This window comes from Pantoea sp. SGAir0430 (assembly GCF_043549295.1).
On the sequence record NZ_CP039427.1, the window covers coordinates 1,785,202 to 1,802,842 of the forward strand.

Below are 17,641 nucleotides of genomic sequence, written 5' to 3' on the forward strand. Positions count from 1 at the left end.
TTCATTTGTTGCCGCTTACGCGGCTTGCCGTAGTGAGTTCAGCGATACGAACCTGTGCGCAACCGGCGCCTGGCCCGTAAGGGAACCTTTATAAGCGTGGTCAGTACCGCGCTTATAGAGGCTTCCGTAAACGATCGGGAACCTGAGTTCCCGACCGTGACTTCCGTTTATTACGCCCCGCGCTGCAGCAGCATCGACTTAATATGGCCGATGGCGCGCGTTGGGTTTAAGCCTTTCGGGCACACGCTCACACAGTTCATGATGCTGTGACAGCGGAAAACACTGAAAGCATCATTCAGATTGTCGAGGCGCGCATCGGTTTCGGTGTCGCGGCTGTCAATCAGGAAGCGGTAGGCCGCCAGCAGGCCGGCCGGACCAATGAACTTGTCCGGATTCCACCAGAACGACGGGCACGATGTGGAGCAGCAGGCACAGAGAATACACTCGTACAGGCCGTCCAGATGCTCACGCTGCGCAGGCGTTTGCAGATGCTCGCGCGCTGGCGGATTTTCCCCATTATTCAACAGGAAAGGCTTAATCTTCTCATACTGAGCATAGAATTGTCCCATGTCCACCACGAGGTCGCGGATTACCGGCAAACCGGGCAGCGGACGGATAACAATCTTCTTGCTGCCATTGCCCAGTGCGGAGACCGGCGTGATACACGCCAGGCCATTTTTACCGTTCATGTTGAGGCCATCGGAGCCGCACACGCCTTCACGGCAGGAGCGACGGAAGGCCAGCGTAGGATCCTTTTCTTTCAGACGGATCAGCGCGTCCAGCAGCATCATGTCGCGACCATCTTCCGCTTCGAGGGTGTAATCCTGCATGCGCGGTTTGTCATCGACTTCCGGGTTGTAACGATAGATAGAAAATTCGAGTCTCATGATGATCTCCGCAATTAGTAAGTACGCGCTTTCGGCGGGAAGGCCGCACGCAGTTTCGGTTGCATGTTCACCTCACGGCGCGTCATGCTTTCCGTTTGCGGAACATAGAGGCTGTGGCACAGCCAGTTGGCATCATCACGCTCCGGGTAGTCGAAGCGGCTGTGAGCGCCACGGCTTTCGGTGCGGAAGTTAGCCGCTACCGCGGTGGCGTAAGCGGTTTCCATCAGGTTATCCAGCTCAAGGCATTCGATACGCTGGGTATTGAAGTCCGGTGAACGGTCATCGAGACGCGCGTTTTTCAGGCGCTCACGAATCTCTTTCAGCTCGGCCAGGCCTTCACGCATCGCATCCCCTTCACGGAATACCGAGAAGTTGTTCTGCATGCAGCGCTGCAGCGCCTTGCGGATTTCAACCGGGTCTTCACCGGTGGTGTTGTTTTCCCAGCGGTTGAAGCGGGCCATCGCCGCGTCGATTTCATCTTCGGTGGCGTCGCGCAGTTCGCCCTGCTCAGCGATGCACTCCATCAGATGAACACCGGCCGCACGGCCAAATACCACCAGGTCGAGCAGCGAGTTGCCGCCAAGACGGTTTGCGCCGTGTACCGATACGCAGGCAATTTCGCCTACTGCGAACAGGCCCGGAATCACTTCATCTTCGCCCTGCTCGTTAACGCGCAGCGCCTGACCGGTCACGCGGGTCGGCACGCCGCCCATCATGTAGTGGCAGGTCGGGATAACCGGAATCGGTTCTTTAATCGGGTCGACGTGAGCAAAGGTGCGCGACAGTTCGAGGATGCCCGGCAGACGGGATTCCAGCACTTCAGCGCCCAGATGGTCGAGTTTCAGTTTGATGTGTGGACCCCATGGGCCGTCGCAGCCGCGACCTTCACGAATTTCCACCATCATTGAACGCGCCACCACATCACGGCCCGCCAGATCTTTGGCGTTTGGCGCGTAGCGCTCCATGAAACGCTCGCCATGCTTGTTCAGCAGATAGCCACCTTCACCACGGCAGCCTTCGGTCACCAGCACACCCGCCCCGGCGATGCCGGTTGGGTGGAACTGCCACATCTCCATATCCTGCATTGGCACGCCGGCACGCAGCGCCATGCCGACGCCGTCGCCGGTGTTGATGTGGGCGTTGGTGGTGGACTGATAGATACGGCCAGCACCGCCGGTCGCGAGGATAGTGGCTTTGGCTTTGAAGTAGACAGTTTCACCGGTTTCGATGCAGATGGCGGTACAGCCGACGATCGCGCCGTCAGCGTTTTTCACCAGATCCAGTGCATACCACTCGGAGAAGATGGTGGTTTTGTTTTTCAGGTTCTGCTGATACAGCGTATGCAGCAGGGCGTGGCCGGTACGGTCGGCAGCAGCAGCGGTACGCGCCGCCTGCTCACCACCGAAGTTTTTTGACTGACCACCAAACGGACGCTGATAAACGCGGCCGTCATCAAGACGGGAGAATGGCAGGCCCATGTGCTCCAGCTCCAGAATCGCTTCCGGACCGGTTTTACACATATATTCGATCGCGTCCTGGTCACCGATGTAATCGGAGCCTTTGACGGTATCGTACATGTGCCATTCCCAGTTATCTTCGTGGGAGTTACCCAGCGCCACGGTAATCCCGCCCTGCGCCGATACGGTGTGGGAACGGGTTGGGAACACTTTGGATAACAGAGCACAGCTCTGGCCCGACTGGGAGATTTGCAGCGCGGCGCGCATACCCGCACCACCTGCGCCGATCACCACGGCATCAAATTCTCTGACTGGCAAACTCATTTACACACCCCACACCACAACAGTTCCATAAATTGCATACGACAACAGCGCGACCACAATCACCAGTTGCAACACCAGACGCGTTGCCAGCGGTTTCACGTAGTCGGTCAGGACCTGCCACATGCCAATCCAGCCATGGACCAGAATCGAGAACAGCGTCAGCAACGTGAACACTTTGGTAAAGGAGGAAGCGAAAAAGCCGCGCCAGACGTCATACGTCAGCGTGCCGGTCATCACGACAAAACCGAGGATGTAGAGAATGTAGAGCGTAATTAAGATTGCAGCAGCACGCAGTAACAGCCAGTCATGGATACCGTTGCGTCCTAATGCAGAAGCATTGCTTACCATACGAGGACTCCAGCCAGAATTGAGAGCACGACAGTGATAACAAAAACCGCTTGCGCGGTACGGGTTCCCACCTGCAGGGTTTCTGCCGTAAAACCGAAGTCGGCCAGCATGTGACGAATGCCGCTTGCTGCGTGATATGCCAGCGCGGTCAGAATGCCCCACATGATGAATTTGGCGAAGAAGCTATCCATGATGGATGCCGCTTGCTGGAAACCTTCCGGAGAAGAGAGGGAGAGACCCAGTAACCAGAGCAGAATTCCGAGAGCGACAAAGGTAATCACGCCGGAGACGCGGTGGAGAATGGACGATATTGCAGTAACGGGAAACCGGATCGTCGAGAGATCCAAGTTAACAGGTCTTTGTTTTTTCACGGTTTTGCCCACACAGCTCTTTTTTATTTTGCTTCCTCCGGTCCTGAGTTACAGAAGAGCACAGTGCGTGTTCGGACTGCAACCGCCACCAAAATAGCAACATCCAGTGTTAAGTGAAGCGGGTAAAACGCTGGGTGGCTCCTGGTGTCAGGGTATTCCGGAGACCTGGCGGCAGTATAGGAGGATCACATTCTGATTACAATTCCCCTACAATCTCTTTGGTCACATTTAAGCTGAACAGTGATCCGCCTCACGTATTTCACAATTTATACATTTTTAATTATCTGATTTGACAATAGATCAACATTTCAGTTACAAACGAACGCACTAAAACCCTATGATGCATAAAAGTTATGGGGATACACTTTCCCCTAAGCTCAAGTTATGTAACATTGCCTTTACGAGCAACACAAACCGTCAGGTTATTGGTTACCAAGAAGTTATGTCGTGACAGGATCTTTAACATCCACGATGTGCAGCGCGTCATGCCCGGACACCACCGATTGGCTTTACACATTTCGCTCCGTAACCTTGCAGCATAAACGTTACCGCTGAGTGATGCTGTGAAGATTCTGTTTTAGCCTAAGTCGTGCGGGTTGCAACAAGGCAGTAAGCGTGCAAATGATGGGCGTTTACGCAAGTAAATGACCGCACTGCGCGCGCGCAGCCAGTGTAGCGGCGGCCCGAAAATACGGCGGGTAAACGCAACATGATGACTGTTCTGGTGTCTAAGATCCTTACCTACTAAGGCGCTATGGAGACGAAAAATGACAGATAAAAAAGTGACGCTAACCCTACAAGATAACAACTCCGTGGAACTGGATGTGATGCAAGGCACGCTGGGACAGGATGTTGTTGATGTCCGCGCCCTTGGCTCAAAAGGCCTGTTCACCTTCGACCCCGGTTTTACCTCTACGGCGTCCTGCGAATCAAAAATTACCTTTATTGATGGTGATGAAGGGATTTTGTTACATCGCGGTTTCCCTATCGATCAGCTGGCTACCCACTCAAACTATCTGGAAGTGTGCTACATCCTGCTGAACGGCGAAGCCCCAACACAGGCGCAGTACGACGAGTTCCGCACCACCGTAACCCGTCACACCATGATTCACGAGCAGATCACCCGCCTGTTCCACGGCTTCCGTCGTGATTCACACCCGATGGCGGTGATGTGCGGCGTGACCGGCGCGCTGGCCGCCTTCTATCACGATTCATTAGACGTGAATATTGAACGTCACCGTGAAATCGCCGCCTTCCGCCTGCTGTCAAAAATGCCGACCATGGCCGCGATGTGTTACAAATACTCCATCGGCCAGCCGTTTGTGTATCCGCGTAACGATCTCTCCTATGCCGGTAACTTCCTGCACATGATGTTTGCTACGCCGTGTGAAGAGTACAAAGTGAACCCGGTGCTGGAACGCGCCATGGACCGTATCCTGATCCTGCACGCTGACCACGAACAGAACGCATCAACCTCTACCGTGCGTACCGCCGGTTCTTCCGGTGCCAACCCGTTTGCCTGTATCGCCGCCGGTATCGCCTCGCTGTGGGGACCTGCGCACGGTGGTGCCAACGAAGCCACGCTGCGTATGCTGGAAGAGATCAGCACCGTGGATCACATCCCGGAATTCGTGCGTCGCGCCAAGGATAAGAACGATTCGTTCCGTCTGATGGGCTTCGGTCACCGTGTGTATAAGAACTATGACCCGCGCGCGACCGTGATGCGTGAAACCTGTCATGAAGTGCTGAACGAGCTGGGCATGAAGGACGACCTGCTGGAAGTGGCGATGGAGCTGGAGCACATCGCGCTGAACGACCCGTACTTTATCGAGCGCAAACTCTATCCGAACGTCGATTTCTATTCCGGCATCATTCTGAAAGCGATGGGCATTCCGTCATCAATGTTTACCGTGATCTTCGCGATGGCGCGTACCGTTGGCTGGATTGCGCACTGGAAAGAGATGCACGACGAAGGCATGAAGATTGCCCGCCCACGTCAGCTCTACACCGGTTACACCGAGCGCGAATTCAGCTCGGCGCTGAAAAAATAACAATCAGGGCGGGTTATCCCGCCCTTTTCTTTTTTAGCATCCCACAGAAGTTCATGCTATATCGTGCAGAGCCCTGCCTGGCTGAGCCCCGTTTCAGGCGTCCTCGCGCCGCTGACGCGGTACCTTCACATCCTTCGTCAGTCTGACGGACCGCCGTCGACGGGACATCCTGTCCCGGCTCCGGCTTTCGCCCGCATCCATGCGGTCTCATCCTGACTTCCTCATGCTGTTCAGCGCTGCGGATTGCCTGCCCCGGGGCTCAGCCAGTCAGTGCATTAGCTCTGGTGCAGTTTGCCGCAAGACGATGATGGCCTGTCTCATGCCTCGTCTAATAGTGACCAAAACTCAATGCTGACAGCCCGGACACCAGTAAAACGGTCGTGATGACAGTACGCCTTTCTCAATGACGGTGCCGCAGCGCCGGCACTTTTTGCCCTGACGGTGAAACACCTCGAAACGAAACGCTGCCTCTTCGTGATACTTCTTCATGCTGCCACGCATCTGATAAGACAAACGCGGCACCGCCAGCATGGCGTGGCTCAACGCATCCAGCTGCTGGTCGCTCAAATCCTGTGCACGATGCTGCGCCAGCAAACCGGCGTGCCATAAAATCTCGACGCGCAGATAGTTGCCGAGCCCGGCGAGAAATGCCTGATCCAGCAACAAACCGCTGAACTGGCGGCGACGAAAACGCGGCGACAGCAGCCGCTCGCGCACCTCTTCCACCGTCAGCGTAGCGTCCAGCACGTCCGGTCCGACGCGTTGCAAAAACGGATGCGCGCCGAGCGTATCTGCGTTCAGCAGCTCAATATCCGAAGCGCTATACAGCAAAATTGCCCGGTCGGCATTACCCAGCCGCACGCGCAGCTGGCGCGAAGTATTGGGCTCAGTCCCGCTCGGCACCACACGCCACACACCGTACAGCTGATTATGGCTGTACAGCGTCAGCCCGTTGGAGAAGTGCGTCAGCAGTGCCTTGCCGCGCGTTTCAAAGGCGTCGATGGTTTCCCCCATCAGCGCCGGTTCGTAGGTCTTCAGCGCCGGAAAAGCAAACCACACCTCGGTCAGAGGCTTGCCCACCATTGCCGCTGCAAGTTGATCCGCCGCGCGGCGGATCTCCGGTCCCTCTGGCATAACCGCTCCTGATTAATGGGTTGCGCCGCCCACTTCGCGAATGTCTTTCTCTGTGCTGAGAATCACCTGCAGCGACGTTTCCAGCGCCTGAATCACACTGGCGGTCGACATACTCGGTGCACCAGGATGCTGCGCCGCCTGCTGCGGCATATACGGGATATGCACGAAACCGCCGCGTGCTGCGCTGCCTGTGGTCTGCAGCCAGTGCAGCAGGTGATACATGACGTTATTGCAGGTAAACGTCCCGGCGGTTTGCGACACCGAAGCCGGAATCCCCACTTCGCGCAGTGCCGCGACCATCGCTTTGATCGGCAGCGTAGAGAAATAGGCCGCCGGTCCCCCGGCGACAATCGGCTGATCGACCGGCTGCTGCTGGTCGTTATCCGGAATGCGCGCATCGTTCACATTAATCGCCACGCGCTCTACGCTGATATCGCTGCGCCCGCCAGCCTGGCCGACGCACAGCACGCGGTGCGGTTGCAGCTCTTCCAGCGCAGCGGTCAGCACCTGGCCGCAGCGGGCGAATACCACCGGCAGCTGGCGCACCACAATCCGCGCGTCGCCGAACTCCCGACCATCAAAGCTGCGTACCGCTTCCCACGACGGATTAATGCGCTCACCGCCAAACGGCTCGAACGCCGTCATTAACACCGTTTTCATCGCAACCTCACAGGAACATCAGGAAATAAAGCAGGAAAATATTTACCAGTAACAGTAGCACACCGGTTGGCACCTGAGCCTTGATCACCGCGTTACGGTCCGGCAGCTCCAGTAAACGCGCCGGAACAATATTGAAGTTGGCAGCCATCGGCGTCATCAGTGTGCCGCAGTAGCCGCAGAACATGCCGATCGCTGCCATCACCGCCGGATTACCGCCGTGCTGCAGCACCAGAATCGGAATACCGATGCCGGCGGTGACAATCGGGAACGCCGCAAACGCATTGCCCATCACCATGGTCAGCAGCGCCATGCCCAGCGCATACACCGCCACCGCAATCAGCCGGTTATCCACCGCCAGATAGTGTTCGGTCAGATGTGAAATCGCCGTGCCGACGCCAGCGCTGGTAAACAGCAGGCCAAGCGTGGCGAGAATCTGCGGCAAAATAAACGCCCAGCCAACCGCATCCAGCAAACGCCGCGTCTCCTGCATCGACTGCAGCGGCTTCTCATGGGTAAACTTCAGCGCAATCAGCCAGCCCAGCACGCAGCCAATCATCATCGAAAACAGCGTGACCAGCGTCGAATGATTGCCCGGGCCAAATACCTTCTCCTGCAGACCGGGAATATGATTGAACGCCAGCACGCCAATCACCGTCACCAGCGGGATCGCCAGCGCCGGCATAAACAGCTTATTGCCGAGACGCTGCGCACTCTGCTGCTTCTGTTCATCGCTGCGCTGATGGTAGCGACCGAGGCGCACGCCGCCGAACCCGGCAATTAGCGCCATGATCACCACCGCCGCGCCCACCGCAATATGCAACCAACGACGTCCCAGCTCCGCATCACCGGCCCACTGCCCCATCAGTTGATAAGCACCGTCGCCAATCAGGAAAATCAGACCGTACAGCGCCCAGAATAAACCGGTGGTAAAACGGCGTGGGTTGGCGCTATCGCGCCATGACAGCAGCGCGACAATCAGCAGGATCGCCCCGGCCAGCCACATCAGATACTGTTGCTGAAACATCACTCACCTCCTTTTGCGCGCAGCGCCTGCTGGTTGAGCGCGCCCAGCTCACGCGACAGCTGACGGTCGAGCCGCACCAGTCGCGCAGCATGAATCAGGAACGCACACAGCGCCGTCGGAATGCCCCACAGCGCGATGTGCAACGGTTCGGTGCTGATGCCCGCTGACTCCTGCATAAAGTTGTGCATAAAAATGATCGCGCCGAAGGCCACGAAAATGTCTTCACCGAAGAACAGCCCGACGTTATCGGTAGCCGCCGACATGGCGCGCAGCCGCTGACGAATCTCCGGTGATACGCTGCCGTAACGGTTTTCAGTGGCACCTTCGGCCATCGGCGCCAGCAGCGGACGCACCATCTGCGGATGCCCGCCCAGGCTGGTCAGCCCCAGCGCCGCAGTCAGCTCACGCACGAACAGATAGACGATCAGTAAACGGCCGGCGGTGGCGGTTTTGATCCGGGCGATCCACGTCTGCGCACGCTCTTTTAAACCGTGGCGCTCCAGCAATCCGATGACCGCCAGCGGTAACAGCAGGATCAGCGGCAGATTACGGGTATTGAGAAAGCCGGAACCGAGCTTCTCCAGAATATCGCCGAGCGGCATATGCGCCGCCAGCCCGGTGACAAAACCGGCAACAATCACCACCAGCACCGGGTTGAAGCGCAGCACAAAGCCAAGCACAATCGCGGCAATGCCAAGTAACGGCCAGAGATTGACCACGTTATCCATGTTTTCCCCTCGTCAGAAATAAAAAGCCCGGCAACAGGCCGGGCTAACAGTCAATGATCAGGCGCTGGTGACAGCAATCTGATTTGTCGCAAAAGCGGCGCGCAGGGTGCGGGCGAATTCCAGCGCATCGGCGCCATCGCCGTGCAGACAGACCGTCTGCGCATTCACCGCCACCCATTCGCCGCTGACGCTGCGCACCTGACGCTGCTGCACCATGGTGAGCGTCTGCGCCAGCGCCTGCTCAGCCTCTTCGATTAACGCCCCCGGCTGGCTGCGCGGCACCAGCGCGCCACTGGCCAGATAGCCGCGGTCAGCAAACACCTCTTCGCGCGTACGCAGACCATGATACGCGGCGGCGGCAATTGAAGCGCTGCCCGCCAGGCCAACCAGAATCAGCGCCGGATCGACGGCCTTCACCGCGCGCGCAATCGCATCTGCCAGCGCTGCATCCGCCGCCGCCTGGTTATACAGCATGCCGTGCGGTTTCACGTGAACCAACTTCGCCCCTTCACTTTCGGCGAGGCTTTTCAGGGCACCAATCTGGTAGATCACCTGCGCGTACACGGTTTCCGGCGGCAGCTGCATGGCGGTCCGGCCAAAATTTTCCCGGTCGGGAAAGCTCGGATGCGCACCAATCGCCACGCCGTTGGCGCTGGCCCAGCGCACCGACTGCAGCATGGTTTCGGCATCGCCGGCATGGAAACCGCAGGCGATGTTGGCCGAGCTCACCAGCTCCAGCAGGGCCCGATCGCTGGCACTGCCTTCACCGAGGTCGGCGTTAAGATCGATCTTCATGAGCAAGCCCCCAGGCTATCTGATCAAGCGAACGTTGCTGCTGCTGTTTGGCCAGCAGCGCCTCCTCCAGCGTGCAGCGGATGAAGTGAATCGGTTCTCCCAGACGAATCTGCGCAAGCTGATAGAGATCGGCTTCGATGACGCAGGCGATACGCGGATAGCCGCCGGTGGTTTGCGCATCGGCCATCAGCACAATCGGCTGGCCGTTCGGCGGCACCTGCACCACACCCGGCACCAGGCCATGCGACAGCAGTTCACGTGTGACACTGCGCTGCAGCGGACTGCCCTGCAGCCGGTAGCCCATGCGGTTACTTTGCGGGCTGAGCTGCCACGGGTTACGCCAGAATGCGTCCTGCGCGTCGTGGGTAAATTCGTTGTACTCCGGCCCCGGCAGCGCGCGGATGCGGTTGCCCCACAGCAGCTGCCGGACGCCAGCCTGATGGCTGAAGCGGCGCGTCGGCTTGCCCAGCGGCAGCTGATCGCCATCCTGCAGTTTACGCCCCTGCCAGCCGCCAAAGGCCGCTTTGAGATCGGTGCTGTGTGAGCCCAGCATGGCGTCGATGGCGAAACCGCCGTTCACCGCCAGATAGCTGCGCATACCGCGCGTGGGCATGGACAGGCTCAGCACCTGGCCTTTTTTCACCGGCAGACGCCAGCCAGTCCACACCGGCTGGCCATCCAGTTCGGCGCTGCAGCTGGCACCGGTCAGCGCAAACCAGCCGTCGCGACGAAACTCCGCTTTGAACTGGCCGAGCACAATTTCCAGCACCGCGCTGTTTTCCGCGTTGCCGACCAGCATATTGGCCGTGCGCATTGAAGGCTCATCCAGTGCGCCGCTCAGGCTGATGCCGTATTGCCGCCAGCCGTGGCGGCCGCGATCCTGCACCGAGGTCATTAATCCGGCACGCAAAATGTTTAACATACGCCCTCCCGTTGTGGCACGAAGCGGACGCTGTCGCCGGGACGCAGCAGCGTCGGCGGCTGCTGTTGTGGATCGAACAGGCTAAGCGGCGTGTGGCCAATCAGCTGCCAGCCACCGGGCGCGGCCAGCGGATAGATGCCGGTCTGGCTGCCGCCAATGCCCACCGAACCGCCAGGCACCACCAGCCGGGGCTCGGCGCGACGCGGCGTGTGCAGCCGCTCATCAAGCCCACCGAGATAAGGGAAACCCGGCTGAAAGCCAATGAAATAGACCACGTAATCCGCGCTGCTGTGCAGCTCCACCACCTGTTGCGAGGTCAGCTCCGCCGCACGGGCGACCTCCGCCAGATCCGGTCCGCCCGCGCCGCCATACACCACCGGAATCTCAACCTGACGCGGCTCGGCCAGCAGCACCTCGCTCTCTTCCCACCAGCGCTGCAAACGCTCAATTGCATCCAGCGCTTTCAGCTGCGGATCGCGCAGCAGCAGCGTCAGGTTATTCATGCCCGGAATTACTTCCGCGATCTGCTCATTCTGCTGCAGCCGCTGGCACAATCCCCAGATGCGCTGCTGGCTGACGAGCGAAACCGGCGGTTCCAGCTCCAGTACCACCGCCCGCTCACCCAGCAGATAACAACGTGCTCGTTGCAAAACCCACCTCCCGGTCATTAATAAAACGCGCCGTGACCGCAGTGACGGCGCGCCTGAGGGCATTCGCTTATGCGAAAAGTCAATAAGTTATGCGAAAGTGAAGGAGATGTGTCAACTGATTTGCGCCCGGCGCGTGTTTTCCGGGCGCATAAGCGAGGCGGTCAGGCGGGGTTGTCGATGTCGATAAAAGTCACATCCAGACCATGCTGGCTGGCGAGCCACTCACCGAGCGCTTTGATGCCGCCGCGTTCGGTGGCGTGATGGCCGGCAGCAAAGAAATGCAGTCCCTGTTCACGGGCGCTGTGAATGGTCTGCTCAGAGACTTCACCGCTGATAAAGGCGTCAACGCCAAAGGCGGCGGCCGCATCGATAAAGCCCTGGCCGCCACCGCTGCACCATGCCACCCGGCGAATCAGCGCCGGAGCATTATCACCGCAGTGCAGCGGCTGGCGGCCGAGGCGCGCCGCGATCTTTTCCGCCAGCGCCGGACCGCTTAGCGGCTCAGCCAGCTCTCCCCAGGGCACCAGCGGCTGAATTTCACCTTTGACGTCGATATCAAACAGCGTGGCCAGCTGGGCGTTGTTGCCGAGCTGTGGGTGAGCATCGAGCGGCAGGTGCCAGCCGTACAGGTTGATGTCATTGGCCAGCAGCGTGCGCAGACGCTGGCGTTTCATTCCTTTAATCACCGGCGCTTCGCTCTTCCAGAAGTAGCCATGATGCACCAGTATCGCATCGGCCTGGCGTTTTACCGCCTCATCCAGCAGCGCCTGACAGGCCGTCACGCCGGTGATTACGCGGCGCACCTGCTCACGCCCCTCAACCTGCAAACCGTTGGGCGCATAGTCGCTGAAGGCACTGGTGTTGAGTTGCTGATTGACGATCTGTTCTAACTCGAAATTGTTCATAACGGCTCCGTGACCGCCTCAGGCTGCGCTGCGCGCGCGCTCGAAGGCGTCTAGTGTCTTTTTACGTGCCGCCTTATGTTCCACGATTGGCGCCGGATAATCGAGTTTCTTGTTATTTTTCTCCGCCCAGGCGTGCGGCTGATGGATGGCGCTGTCCGGCACGTCTTGCAGCTCCGGCAGCCACCGGCGGATAAACTCGCCCTGCTTATCAAAGCGCTCGCCCTGGGTCGTCGGGTTGAAGATGCGGAAGTAAGGCGCGGCATCGGTGCCGGTCGACGCGGCCCACTGCCAGCCACCGTTATTGGCCGCCAGATCGCCGTCAATCAGCTGCTGCATGAAATAGCGTTCACCCTCGCGCCAGTCAATCAGCAGATCTTTCACCAGAAAGCTGGCGGTAATCATGCGTAACCGGTTGTGCATCCAGCCCAGCGTATTGAGCTGGCGCATCGCTGCGTCAACAATCGGATAACCGGTTTTGCCCTGCTGCCAGGCGGTAAGGTGTTGCTCATTCTGTTGCCAGCTGACGTTGCGCGTCCAGTCGACAAACGGCTGATGCTTACACAGCGCCGGAAAGGCCACCATCAGGTGACGATAAAATTCGCGCCAGATCAGTTCATTCAGCCACACCAGCCCGCTGCCGTTGTTCAGCGCCTGCGGATGCTCCTTCAGAATGCGATGCAGGCACTGACGCGGCGACAGCACACCAATCGCCAGATACGGCGACAGGCGGCTGGTGCCGTCAATCGCCGGCATGTCGCGCTGCTGGTCATATTTTTCCACCCGCTGCTGAGCAAACTGGCGCAGCTGCTTCAGCGCCGCCTCTTCTCCGGCGGGGAACCAGGTTTCGTCGAATTCTTCCACAGGATAATCGAATGCCGCTATTTTCTTGCCGGCGGCCACGGGTGCCCCGGCGCGCGCTTTTGGTGCGTGATGGCACTCTGGCAGCCCCTGTTGCAGACGCCGGATAAACGCTTTGCTGAACGGCGTGAACACTTTGAACATGCTGTTGCTGCCGGTCTGTACGCTGCCCGGCGGTAACAGCAGGCTGTCATCGAATCCCTGGCACACTACGCCCTGCTGATCGAGCTGCTTCTCAACCGCAGCATCGCGCTGGCGCTCATTGATTTCATACTGATAGTTGTAAAACAGCGCATCCACCTTGTGCTGCTGGCAGAAGGTCGCCAGATAGTCGACCGACGCGGCGAAGTCATCGCACTGATGATAGTGCAGCTTAATACCGCGTTCTGCCAGCGACTGCTGCAGCAGGCACAGATTTTGGTGGATAAAAGCCGCCTGTTTGGGGGCCATGCTGTGTTGCTGCCACTGGCCGGGCGTGGCGATGAACAGCGCCAGCACCTCGGCCTGACTGTCGCGGCAGGCCGCGGCCAGTGCGCTGTTATCATTCATGCGCAAATCGTTACGCAGCCAGACTAAGTGAGTGCTCATAACGCTCCGTGTTTACTGGCCGTAGCGCAAACGCAGCGCTTCCGGGTAGGGATCGAAATAACGTTGCTGCGCCAGCCACGGGTGCGGGAACTCTGCCATGTAATGTTTCAGCATGGTGATGGGGGCCAGTAACGGCTGCACACCGCGACGGTAGCGGTCGATCAGCTGCGCCAGCTCCTGACGCTGCGGTGAACTCAGCTTCGGCCGGAAATAGCCCTGTACGTGCATCAGCACATTGGTGTGATTACGACGCGACGCCTGGTGCGACATCAGGTGCATCAGACGGTTACGGTATTCAAAGGCGTACGCATCCAGTGACTCCCACTGTTCCATCGCTGCGACAAACCGCCCCATTTCGCGGTACTCATCCTGCGCATGCGACAGCAGCAGTAATTTGTAGCGACTATGGAAGGCAATCAGCTTGTGGCGCGTCAGCCCGCTGCGCCACATTTCGTTGAACTCATGCAGCGCATAGACGCGCCCCATAAAGTTTTCGCGGATCGCATCATCGTGCAGGCGTCCATCCTCTTCCAGCGGCAGCCACGGCAGCTCTTTTTGCAGGAATGAGGTGAACACGCCGGTGCCGGCTTTGCGATTGTTGTTAGTGTCAGGCTCGTAGACGCGCACGCGCTCCAGTCCGCAGCTCGGCGATTTGGCACACAGTATGTAGCCACACAGATGGTGCAGCGATTTAACGCGCTCCGCAGACCAGCGGGCCATTTCGTCGGTCAGCTCTTCCCCGCCGTCTTTACTGAAACACAGGTGGATTTGATCGTCGCTCTGTTTGACCAGCCGCAGCGCCGGGCGCGGCGTCGGCAGACCGATGGCCATTTCCGGGCAGACAGGTTCGAAGCGCACAAATGGCGCGAGCTCGTCAGTTGCAAAGGCAAAACGCTTGTGGCCGCCATCGAATCGGACGCTATCCCCGAGCAGGCAGGCACTGATACCTACAGGAATTTTCTCGCTCATACTTGTACAACCTCCAGAATCTTGTAGAGGTTTAAGTGTAGCTGAAATGCCGCGAGATAACAGCGGGACAATGCGTTTGTCGCACCACTTTAAGATAAAAAAACCCGGTGCCTCGAGCGAGGTCACCGGGTTATCACCGCGAAGCCGGGCGTTACCAGTAGATACCGCCTGCCGCTTCCGATTGCGCCAGCCAGACCGGTTTGGTGCTGGTTTTGCACCACATGCGGTGCAGATAACTGTAGAAGCGCGCGCGATCCTGGCGGAACAGCATCACTGGCAGCGCCAGTACGCCAATCAATACCACCAGCACACGGCGCAGCACAATTTTGGCGAGTGGATATGCCTGATACATCAATGCCTCCTCGTGGTAAATTTTGCTATGAAATGTGATCTGCCTCAGATATTACGCCTGATTGTGTAATTTTACTACTCATCCGACCACTATTTTGATCTTTTTTCAGTCATTTCCTGGCCGGGATGAAAGGAAGTTACATTTTTGTAAAATTTCGGATCACGGCGAGTTACTGAGATCGTGACGGACGCCGTCGCGGTTTATTGTTAAAGTAATGCGTTAACCTTATTTGCCGCAGGAGTCAGCGTGACGACCATCTTGATTGTCGAAGATGAAAAGGAGATTCGCCGTTTCGTGCGCCTGGCGCTGGAGAGCGAAGGCCTGAAGATTGTGGAAGCGGAGCAGCTGCAGCGCGGCCTGATTGAAGCGGCTACGCGCAAACCGGATTTGGTGATTCTCGATCTCGGTTTACCGGACGGCGATGGCAATGCCTTCATCCGCGAAGTGCGGCAGTGGAGCAGCATGCCGGTGATTGTGCTGTCGGCGCGCAGCGATGAGCAGGATAAAATTGAGGCGCTGGATGCCGGCGCTGACGACTATCTCACCAAGCCGTTTGGTATAGGCGAACTGCTGGCGCGCGTGCGCGTGGCGCTGCGTCGTCATCAGCGCAGCCAGCCGGAGCCGCTGGTGCAGTTTGGCGAAGTGAGCGTTGATCTCGCCGCGCGGCGCGTGCTGCGCAGCGGCGAAGAGGTGCATCTGACGCCGACCGAATTTCGCCTGCTCAGCCTGCTGCTGAATAACGCTGGCAAAGTACTGACCCAGCGCCAGTTGCTTAACCAGGTGTGGGGACCCAACGCCGTGGAACACAGCCATTATCTGCGCATCTATATGGGACACTTGCGGCAAAAGCTGGAAGCCAACCCCACCCAGCCGACGCACCTGCTGACAGAAACCGGCATCGGCTATCGCTTCATGCCATAAAAAAAGGCCGCAAACACGGCCTTCTTCATGCAGGATGCCCTGTCAGGCGTTTTTCAGCACTTCGCTGACAATTTCTACCGCTTCTTTCTCGATCTGCTGGCGATGCTCAGCGCCGAGGAAGCTTTCACAATAGATTTTGTAGGCGTCTTCCGTGCCGGACGGACGTGCCGCGAACCAGCCGTTTTCAGTCATCACTTTCAGACCACCAATCGAGGCACCGTTGCCCGGTGCCGCGGTCAGACGTGCGGTGATCGGGTCGCCTGCCAGCGTATCGGCGCTGACCATTTCAGGTGACAGCTTCGACAGTGCCGCTTTCTGCGCGGAAGTGGCAGGTGCCTGCAGACGGTTGTAGCTTGGCGCACCAAAACGCGCGGCCAGCTCATCATAGTGCTGCTGCGGGTTCTTACCGGTAACCGCAGTGATTTCCGCCGCCAGCAGACACAGGATGATGCCGTCTTTGTCTGTTGACCAGGCGGAGCCGTCGAAACGCAGGAACGAGGCGCCGGCGCTCTCTTCGCCGCCAAAGCCAAAGCTGCCATCGAACAGACCATCCACGAACCATTTGAAGCCGACCGGGACTTCCACCAGCTTGCGACCAATGTCGTTCACCACGCGGTCAATCATCGCGCTGGAGACCAGCGTTTTACCGACGGCTACCTCTTTGCCCCACTGCGGACGATGCTGGAACAGGTAGTTGATCGCTACCGCCAGATAGTGGTTCGGGTTCATCAGACCGGCGGGCGTGACGATACCGTGACGGTCGTAATCCGGATCGTTGCCGAAGGCCAGATCGAACTTATCTTTATACGCCAGCAGACCGGCCATCGCGCACTCGGACGAACAGTCCATGCGCACCACGCCATCTTTATCCAGATGCATGAAGCGGAAGGTCTGATCGATAGCATCATTGACGATGGTCAGATCCAGCTGGTAGTGCTCAGCAATGCGCTGCCAGTAGGCCATGCCGGAACCGCCGAGCGGATCGACACCGATTTTCAGGCCGGCTTTCTGGATTGCCGGGAAATCAATCACCTGCGCCAGACCTTCAACGTATGGCTGGATCAGATCCTGCTCAACGATGTGGCCACTGGCCCACGCCTGATCCAGCGCCAGACGCTTAACCTCTTTCAGCTCACCTTTGATCAGCTGATTCGCGCGATCTTCCACCACTTTGGTGACGTTGGTGTCAGCCGGTCCACCGTTCGGCGGATTGTACTTGATGCCACCGTCTTCCGGCGGGTTGTGCGACGGGGTAATGACGATGCCGTCCGCCTGCGCGCCGCCGCGCTTGTTATGCTCCAGAATGGCGTTGGAGATCGCCGGCGTCGGCGTATAGCCGTTGTCCTGCTGCACAATCACATCAACGCCGTTAGCGGCCAGCACTTCCAGCACTGACAGGATCGCCGGCTCAGACAGCGCATGGGTGTCTTTACCTACGTAGCACGGGCCGGTGATGCCGTTCTTTTTACGCTCTTCAGCGATCGCCTGCGCAATCGCCAGAATGTGTACTTCGTTGAAGCTATGACGTCCCGCGCTGCCGCGGTGGCCGGAGGTGCCAAATTTCACCGCATGGTCCGGGTTCGCCGCATCCGGCTTCAGGACATAGTACTGCGAGGTTAATTGTGCAACGTTAATCAAATCGCTCTGCTGGGCAGGTTGCCCGGCACGGGGGTGATTGGCCATTGGCGCTTCTCCCT

18 protein-coding genes are annotated in these 17,641 nt (G+C 58.5%); 2 read left to right on the forward strand and 16 right to left on the reverse strand.

The features are described from left to right. Nucleotides 1–170: 170 nt before the first annotated feature. From E7738_RS08595 to sdhC, 4 genes are read right to left on the reverse strand one after another with little or no spacing between them, the layout of a single operon-like run. Nucleotides 171–887 (reverse strand): succinate dehydrogenase iron-sulfur subunit, encoded by a 717-nt coding sequence (locus E7738_RS08595; RefSeq protein ID WP_021508538.1) that lies wholly within the window; start codon nt 885–887, stop codon nt 171–173. Nucleotides 888–901: 14 nt separating this feature from the next. Continuing rightward, a complete protein-coding gene (gene sdhA / locus E7738_RS08600; RefSeq protein WP_021508539.1) occupies nt 902–2,668 on the reverse strand; it encodes a succinate dehydrogenase flavoprotein subunit in 1,767 nt (588 codons plus the stop codon). Beyond that, nucleotides 2,669–3,016: a succinate dehydrogenase membrane anchor subunit gene (gene sdhD, locus E7738_RS08605; protein WP_021508540.1), complete on the reverse strand. Its 348-nt coding sequence runs from the start codon at nt 3,014–3,016 to the stop codon at nt 2,669–2,671. Continuing rightward, a complete protein-coding gene (gene sdhC / locus E7738_RS08610; RefSeq protein ID WP_021508541.1) occupies nt 3,010–3,399 on the reverse strand; it encodes a succinate dehydrogenase cytochrome b556 subunit in 390 nt (129 codons plus the stop codon). Before sdhC ends, sdhD begins: the two co-directional genes overlap by 7 nt. A gap of 755 nt (nt 3,400–4,154) precedes the next feature. Between sdhC and E7738_RS08615 the strand changes: the two genes are divergently transcribed. Next, complete coding sequence (locus E7738_RS08615) at nt 4,155–5,438, forward strand: citrate synthase (protein ID WP_021508542.1); 1,284 nt, start codon at nt 4,155–4,157, stop codon at nt 5,436–5,438. A gap of 345 nt (nt 5,439–5,783) precedes the next feature. On the opposite strand, the gene nei is transcribed toward E7738_RS08615, so the two are convergent. From nei to E7738_RS08670, 11 genes are all read right to left on the reverse strand, one after another. Next, entirely contained in the window at nt 5,784–6,572 is a 789-nt protein-coding gene (gene nei, locus E7738_RS08620) for an endonuclease VIII (protein ID WP_058769449.1), read from the reverse strand. Between the two features lie 12 nt (nt 6,573–6,584). Continuing rightward, nucleotides 6,585–7,232, reverse strand: coding sequence for a pyroglutamyl-peptidase I (gene pcp, locus E7738_RS08625; RefSeq protein WP_394516293.1), 648 nt, complete (start codon nt 7,230–7,232; stop codon nt 6,585–6,587). Between the two features lie 7 nt (nt 7,233–7,239). After that, nucleotides 7,240–8,256: a DUF979 domain-containing protein gene (locus E7738_RS08630; RefSeq protein WP_394516294.1), complete on the reverse strand. Its 1,017-nt coding sequence runs from the start codon at nt 8,254–8,256 to the stop codon at nt 7,240–7,242. Continuing rightward, nucleotides 8,256–8,984 carry a DUF969 domain-containing protein gene (locus E7738_RS08635; RefSeq protein ID WP_021508546.1) on the reverse strand — a complete coding sequence of 243 codons (729 nt, stop codon included), beginning with the start codon at nt 8,982–8,984 and terminating at the stop codon, nt 8,256–8,258. The genes E7738_RS08630 and E7738_RS08635 overlap by 1 nt, the downstream gene beginning before the upstream one ends. A 57-nt stretch (nt 8,985–9,041) precedes the next feature. Beyond that, nucleotides 9,042–9,779 (reverse strand): 5-oxoprolinase subunit PxpA, encoded by a 738-nt coding sequence (gene pxpA, locus E7738_RS08640; RefSeq protein ID WP_125309979.1) that lies wholly within the window; start codon nt 9,777–9,779, stop codon nt 9,042–9,044. Next, nucleotides 9,763–10,701 (reverse strand): 5-oxoprolinase subunit PxpC, encoded by a 939-nt coding sequence (pxpC, locus tag E7738_RS08645; RefSeq protein WP_058769445.1) that lies wholly within the window; start codon nt 10,699–10,701, stop codon nt 9,763–9,765. The genes pxpA and pxpC overlap by 17 nt, the downstream gene beginning before the upstream one ends. Then, complete coding sequence (gene pxpB / locus E7738_RS08650; protein WP_058757885.1) at nt 10,695–11,351, reverse strand: 5-oxoprolinase subunit PxpB; 657 nt, start codon at nt 11,349–11,351, stop codon at nt 10,695–10,697. The genes pxpC and pxpB overlap by 7 nt, the downstream gene beginning before the upstream one ends. A 161-nt stretch (nt 11,352–11,512) precedes the next feature. Next, the gene (locus E7738_RS08655; RefSeq protein ID WP_021508550.1) at nt 11,513–12,256 is read right to left on the reverse strand and encodes a type 2 GTP cyclohydrolase I; all 744 of its coding nucleotides are present in this window, start codon (nt 12,254–12,256) and stop codon (nt 11,513–11,515) included. A gap of 18 nt (nt 12,257–12,274) precedes the next feature. Continuing rightward, nucleotides 12,275–13,702, reverse strand: a complete 1,428-nt coding sequence (gene phrB / locus E7738_RS08660; RefSeq protein ID WP_394516295.1) for a deoxyribodipyrimidine photo-lyase — start codon at nt 13,700–13,702, stop codon at nt 12,275–12,277. A 12-nt stretch (nt 13,703–13,714) separates the two neighbouring features. Continuing rightward, on the reverse strand, nt 13,715–14,671 hold the full coding sequence (locus E7738_RS08665) for a YbgA family protein (RefSeq protein ID WP_058775282.1): 957 nt from the start codon (nt 14,669–14,671) through the stop codon (nt 13,715–13,717). Nucleotides 14,672–14,822: 151 nt separating this feature from the next. Further along, complete coding sequence (locus E7738_RS08670) at nt 14,823–15,023, reverse strand: YbfA family protein (protein ID WP_031279882.1); 201 nt, start codon at nt 15,021–15,023, stop codon at nt 14,823–14,825. Between the two features lie 246 nt (nt 15,024–15,269). Between E7738_RS08670 and kdpE the strand changes: the two genes are divergently transcribed. Next, nucleotides 15,270–15,944: a two-component system response regulator KdpE gene (gene kdpE / locus E7738_RS08675; RefSeq protein WP_021508554.1), complete on the forward strand. Its 675-nt coding sequence runs from the start codon at nt 15,270–15,272 to the stop codon at nt 15,942–15,944. A 42-nt stretch (nt 15,945–15,986) separates the two neighbouring features. Here the strand turns inward: kdpE and pgm are convergent, their stop codons facing one another. Beyond that, entirely contained in the window at nt 15,987–17,627 is a 1,641-nt protein-coding gene (gene pgm, locus E7738_RS08680; protein WP_021508555.1) for a phosphoglucomutase (alpha-D-glucose-1,6-bisphosphate-dependent), read from the reverse strand. Nucleotides 17,628–17,641: the final 14 nt, after the last annotated feature.

Coding starts and splice junctions, on each gene's coding strand:
- E7738_RS08595 (WP_021508538.1), bottom strand. CDS start 887: ATGAGACTCGAATTTTCTATCTATCGTTACAACCCGGAAGTCGATGAC.
- sdhA (WP_021508539.1), bottom strand. CDS start 2,668: ATGAGTTTGCCAGTCAGAGAATTTGATGCCGTGGTGATCGGCGCAGGT.
- sdhD (WP_021508540.1), bottom strand. CDS start 3,016: ATGGTAAGCAATGCTTCTGCATTAGGACGCAACGGTATCCATGACTGG.
- E7738_RS08615 (WP_021508542.1), top strand. CDS start 4,155: ATGACAGATAAAAAAGTGACGCTAACCCTACAAGATAACAACTCCGTG.
- nei (WP_058769449.1), bottom strand. CDS start 6,572: ATGCCAGAGGGACCGGAGATCCGCCGCGCGGCGGATCAACTTGCAGCG.
- pcp (WP_394516293.1), bottom strand. CDS start 7,232: ATGAAAACGGTGTTAATGACGGCGTTCGAGCCGTTTGGCGGTGAGCGC.
- E7738_RS08630 (WP_394516294.1), bottom strand. CDS start 8,256: ATGTTTCAGCAACAGTATCTGATGTGGCTGGCCGGGGCGATCCTGCTG.
- E7738_RS08635 (WP_021508546.1), bottom strand. CDS start 8,984: ATGGATAACGTGGTCAATCTCTGGCCGTTACTTGGCATTGCCGCGATT.
- pxpA (WP_125309979.1), bottom strand. CDS start 9,779: ATGAAGATCGATCTTAACGCCGACCTCGGTGAAGGCAGTGCCAGCGAT.
- pxpC (WP_058769445.1), bottom strand. CDS start 10,701: ATGTTAAACATTTTGCGTGCCGGATTAATGACCTCGGTGCAGGATCGC.
- E7738_RS08655 (WP_021508550.1), bottom strand. CDS start 12,256: ATGAACAATTTCGAGTTAGAACAGATCGTCAATCAGCAACTCAACACC.
- phrB (WP_394516295.1), bottom strand. CDS start 13,702: ATGAGCACTCACTTAGTCTGGCTGCGTAACGATTTGCGCATGAATGAT.
- E7738_RS08665 (WP_058775282.1), bottom strand. CDS start 14,671: ATGAGCGAGAAAATTCCTGTAGGTATCAGTGCCTGCCTGCTCGGGGAT.
- E7738_RS08670 (WP_031279882.1), bottom strand. CDS start 15,023: ATGTATCAGGCATATCCACTCGCCAAAATTGTGCTGCGCCGTGTGCTG.
- pgm (WP_021508555.1), bottom strand. CDS start 17,627: ATGGCCAATCACCCCCGTGCCGGGCAACCTGCCCAGCAGAGCGATTTG.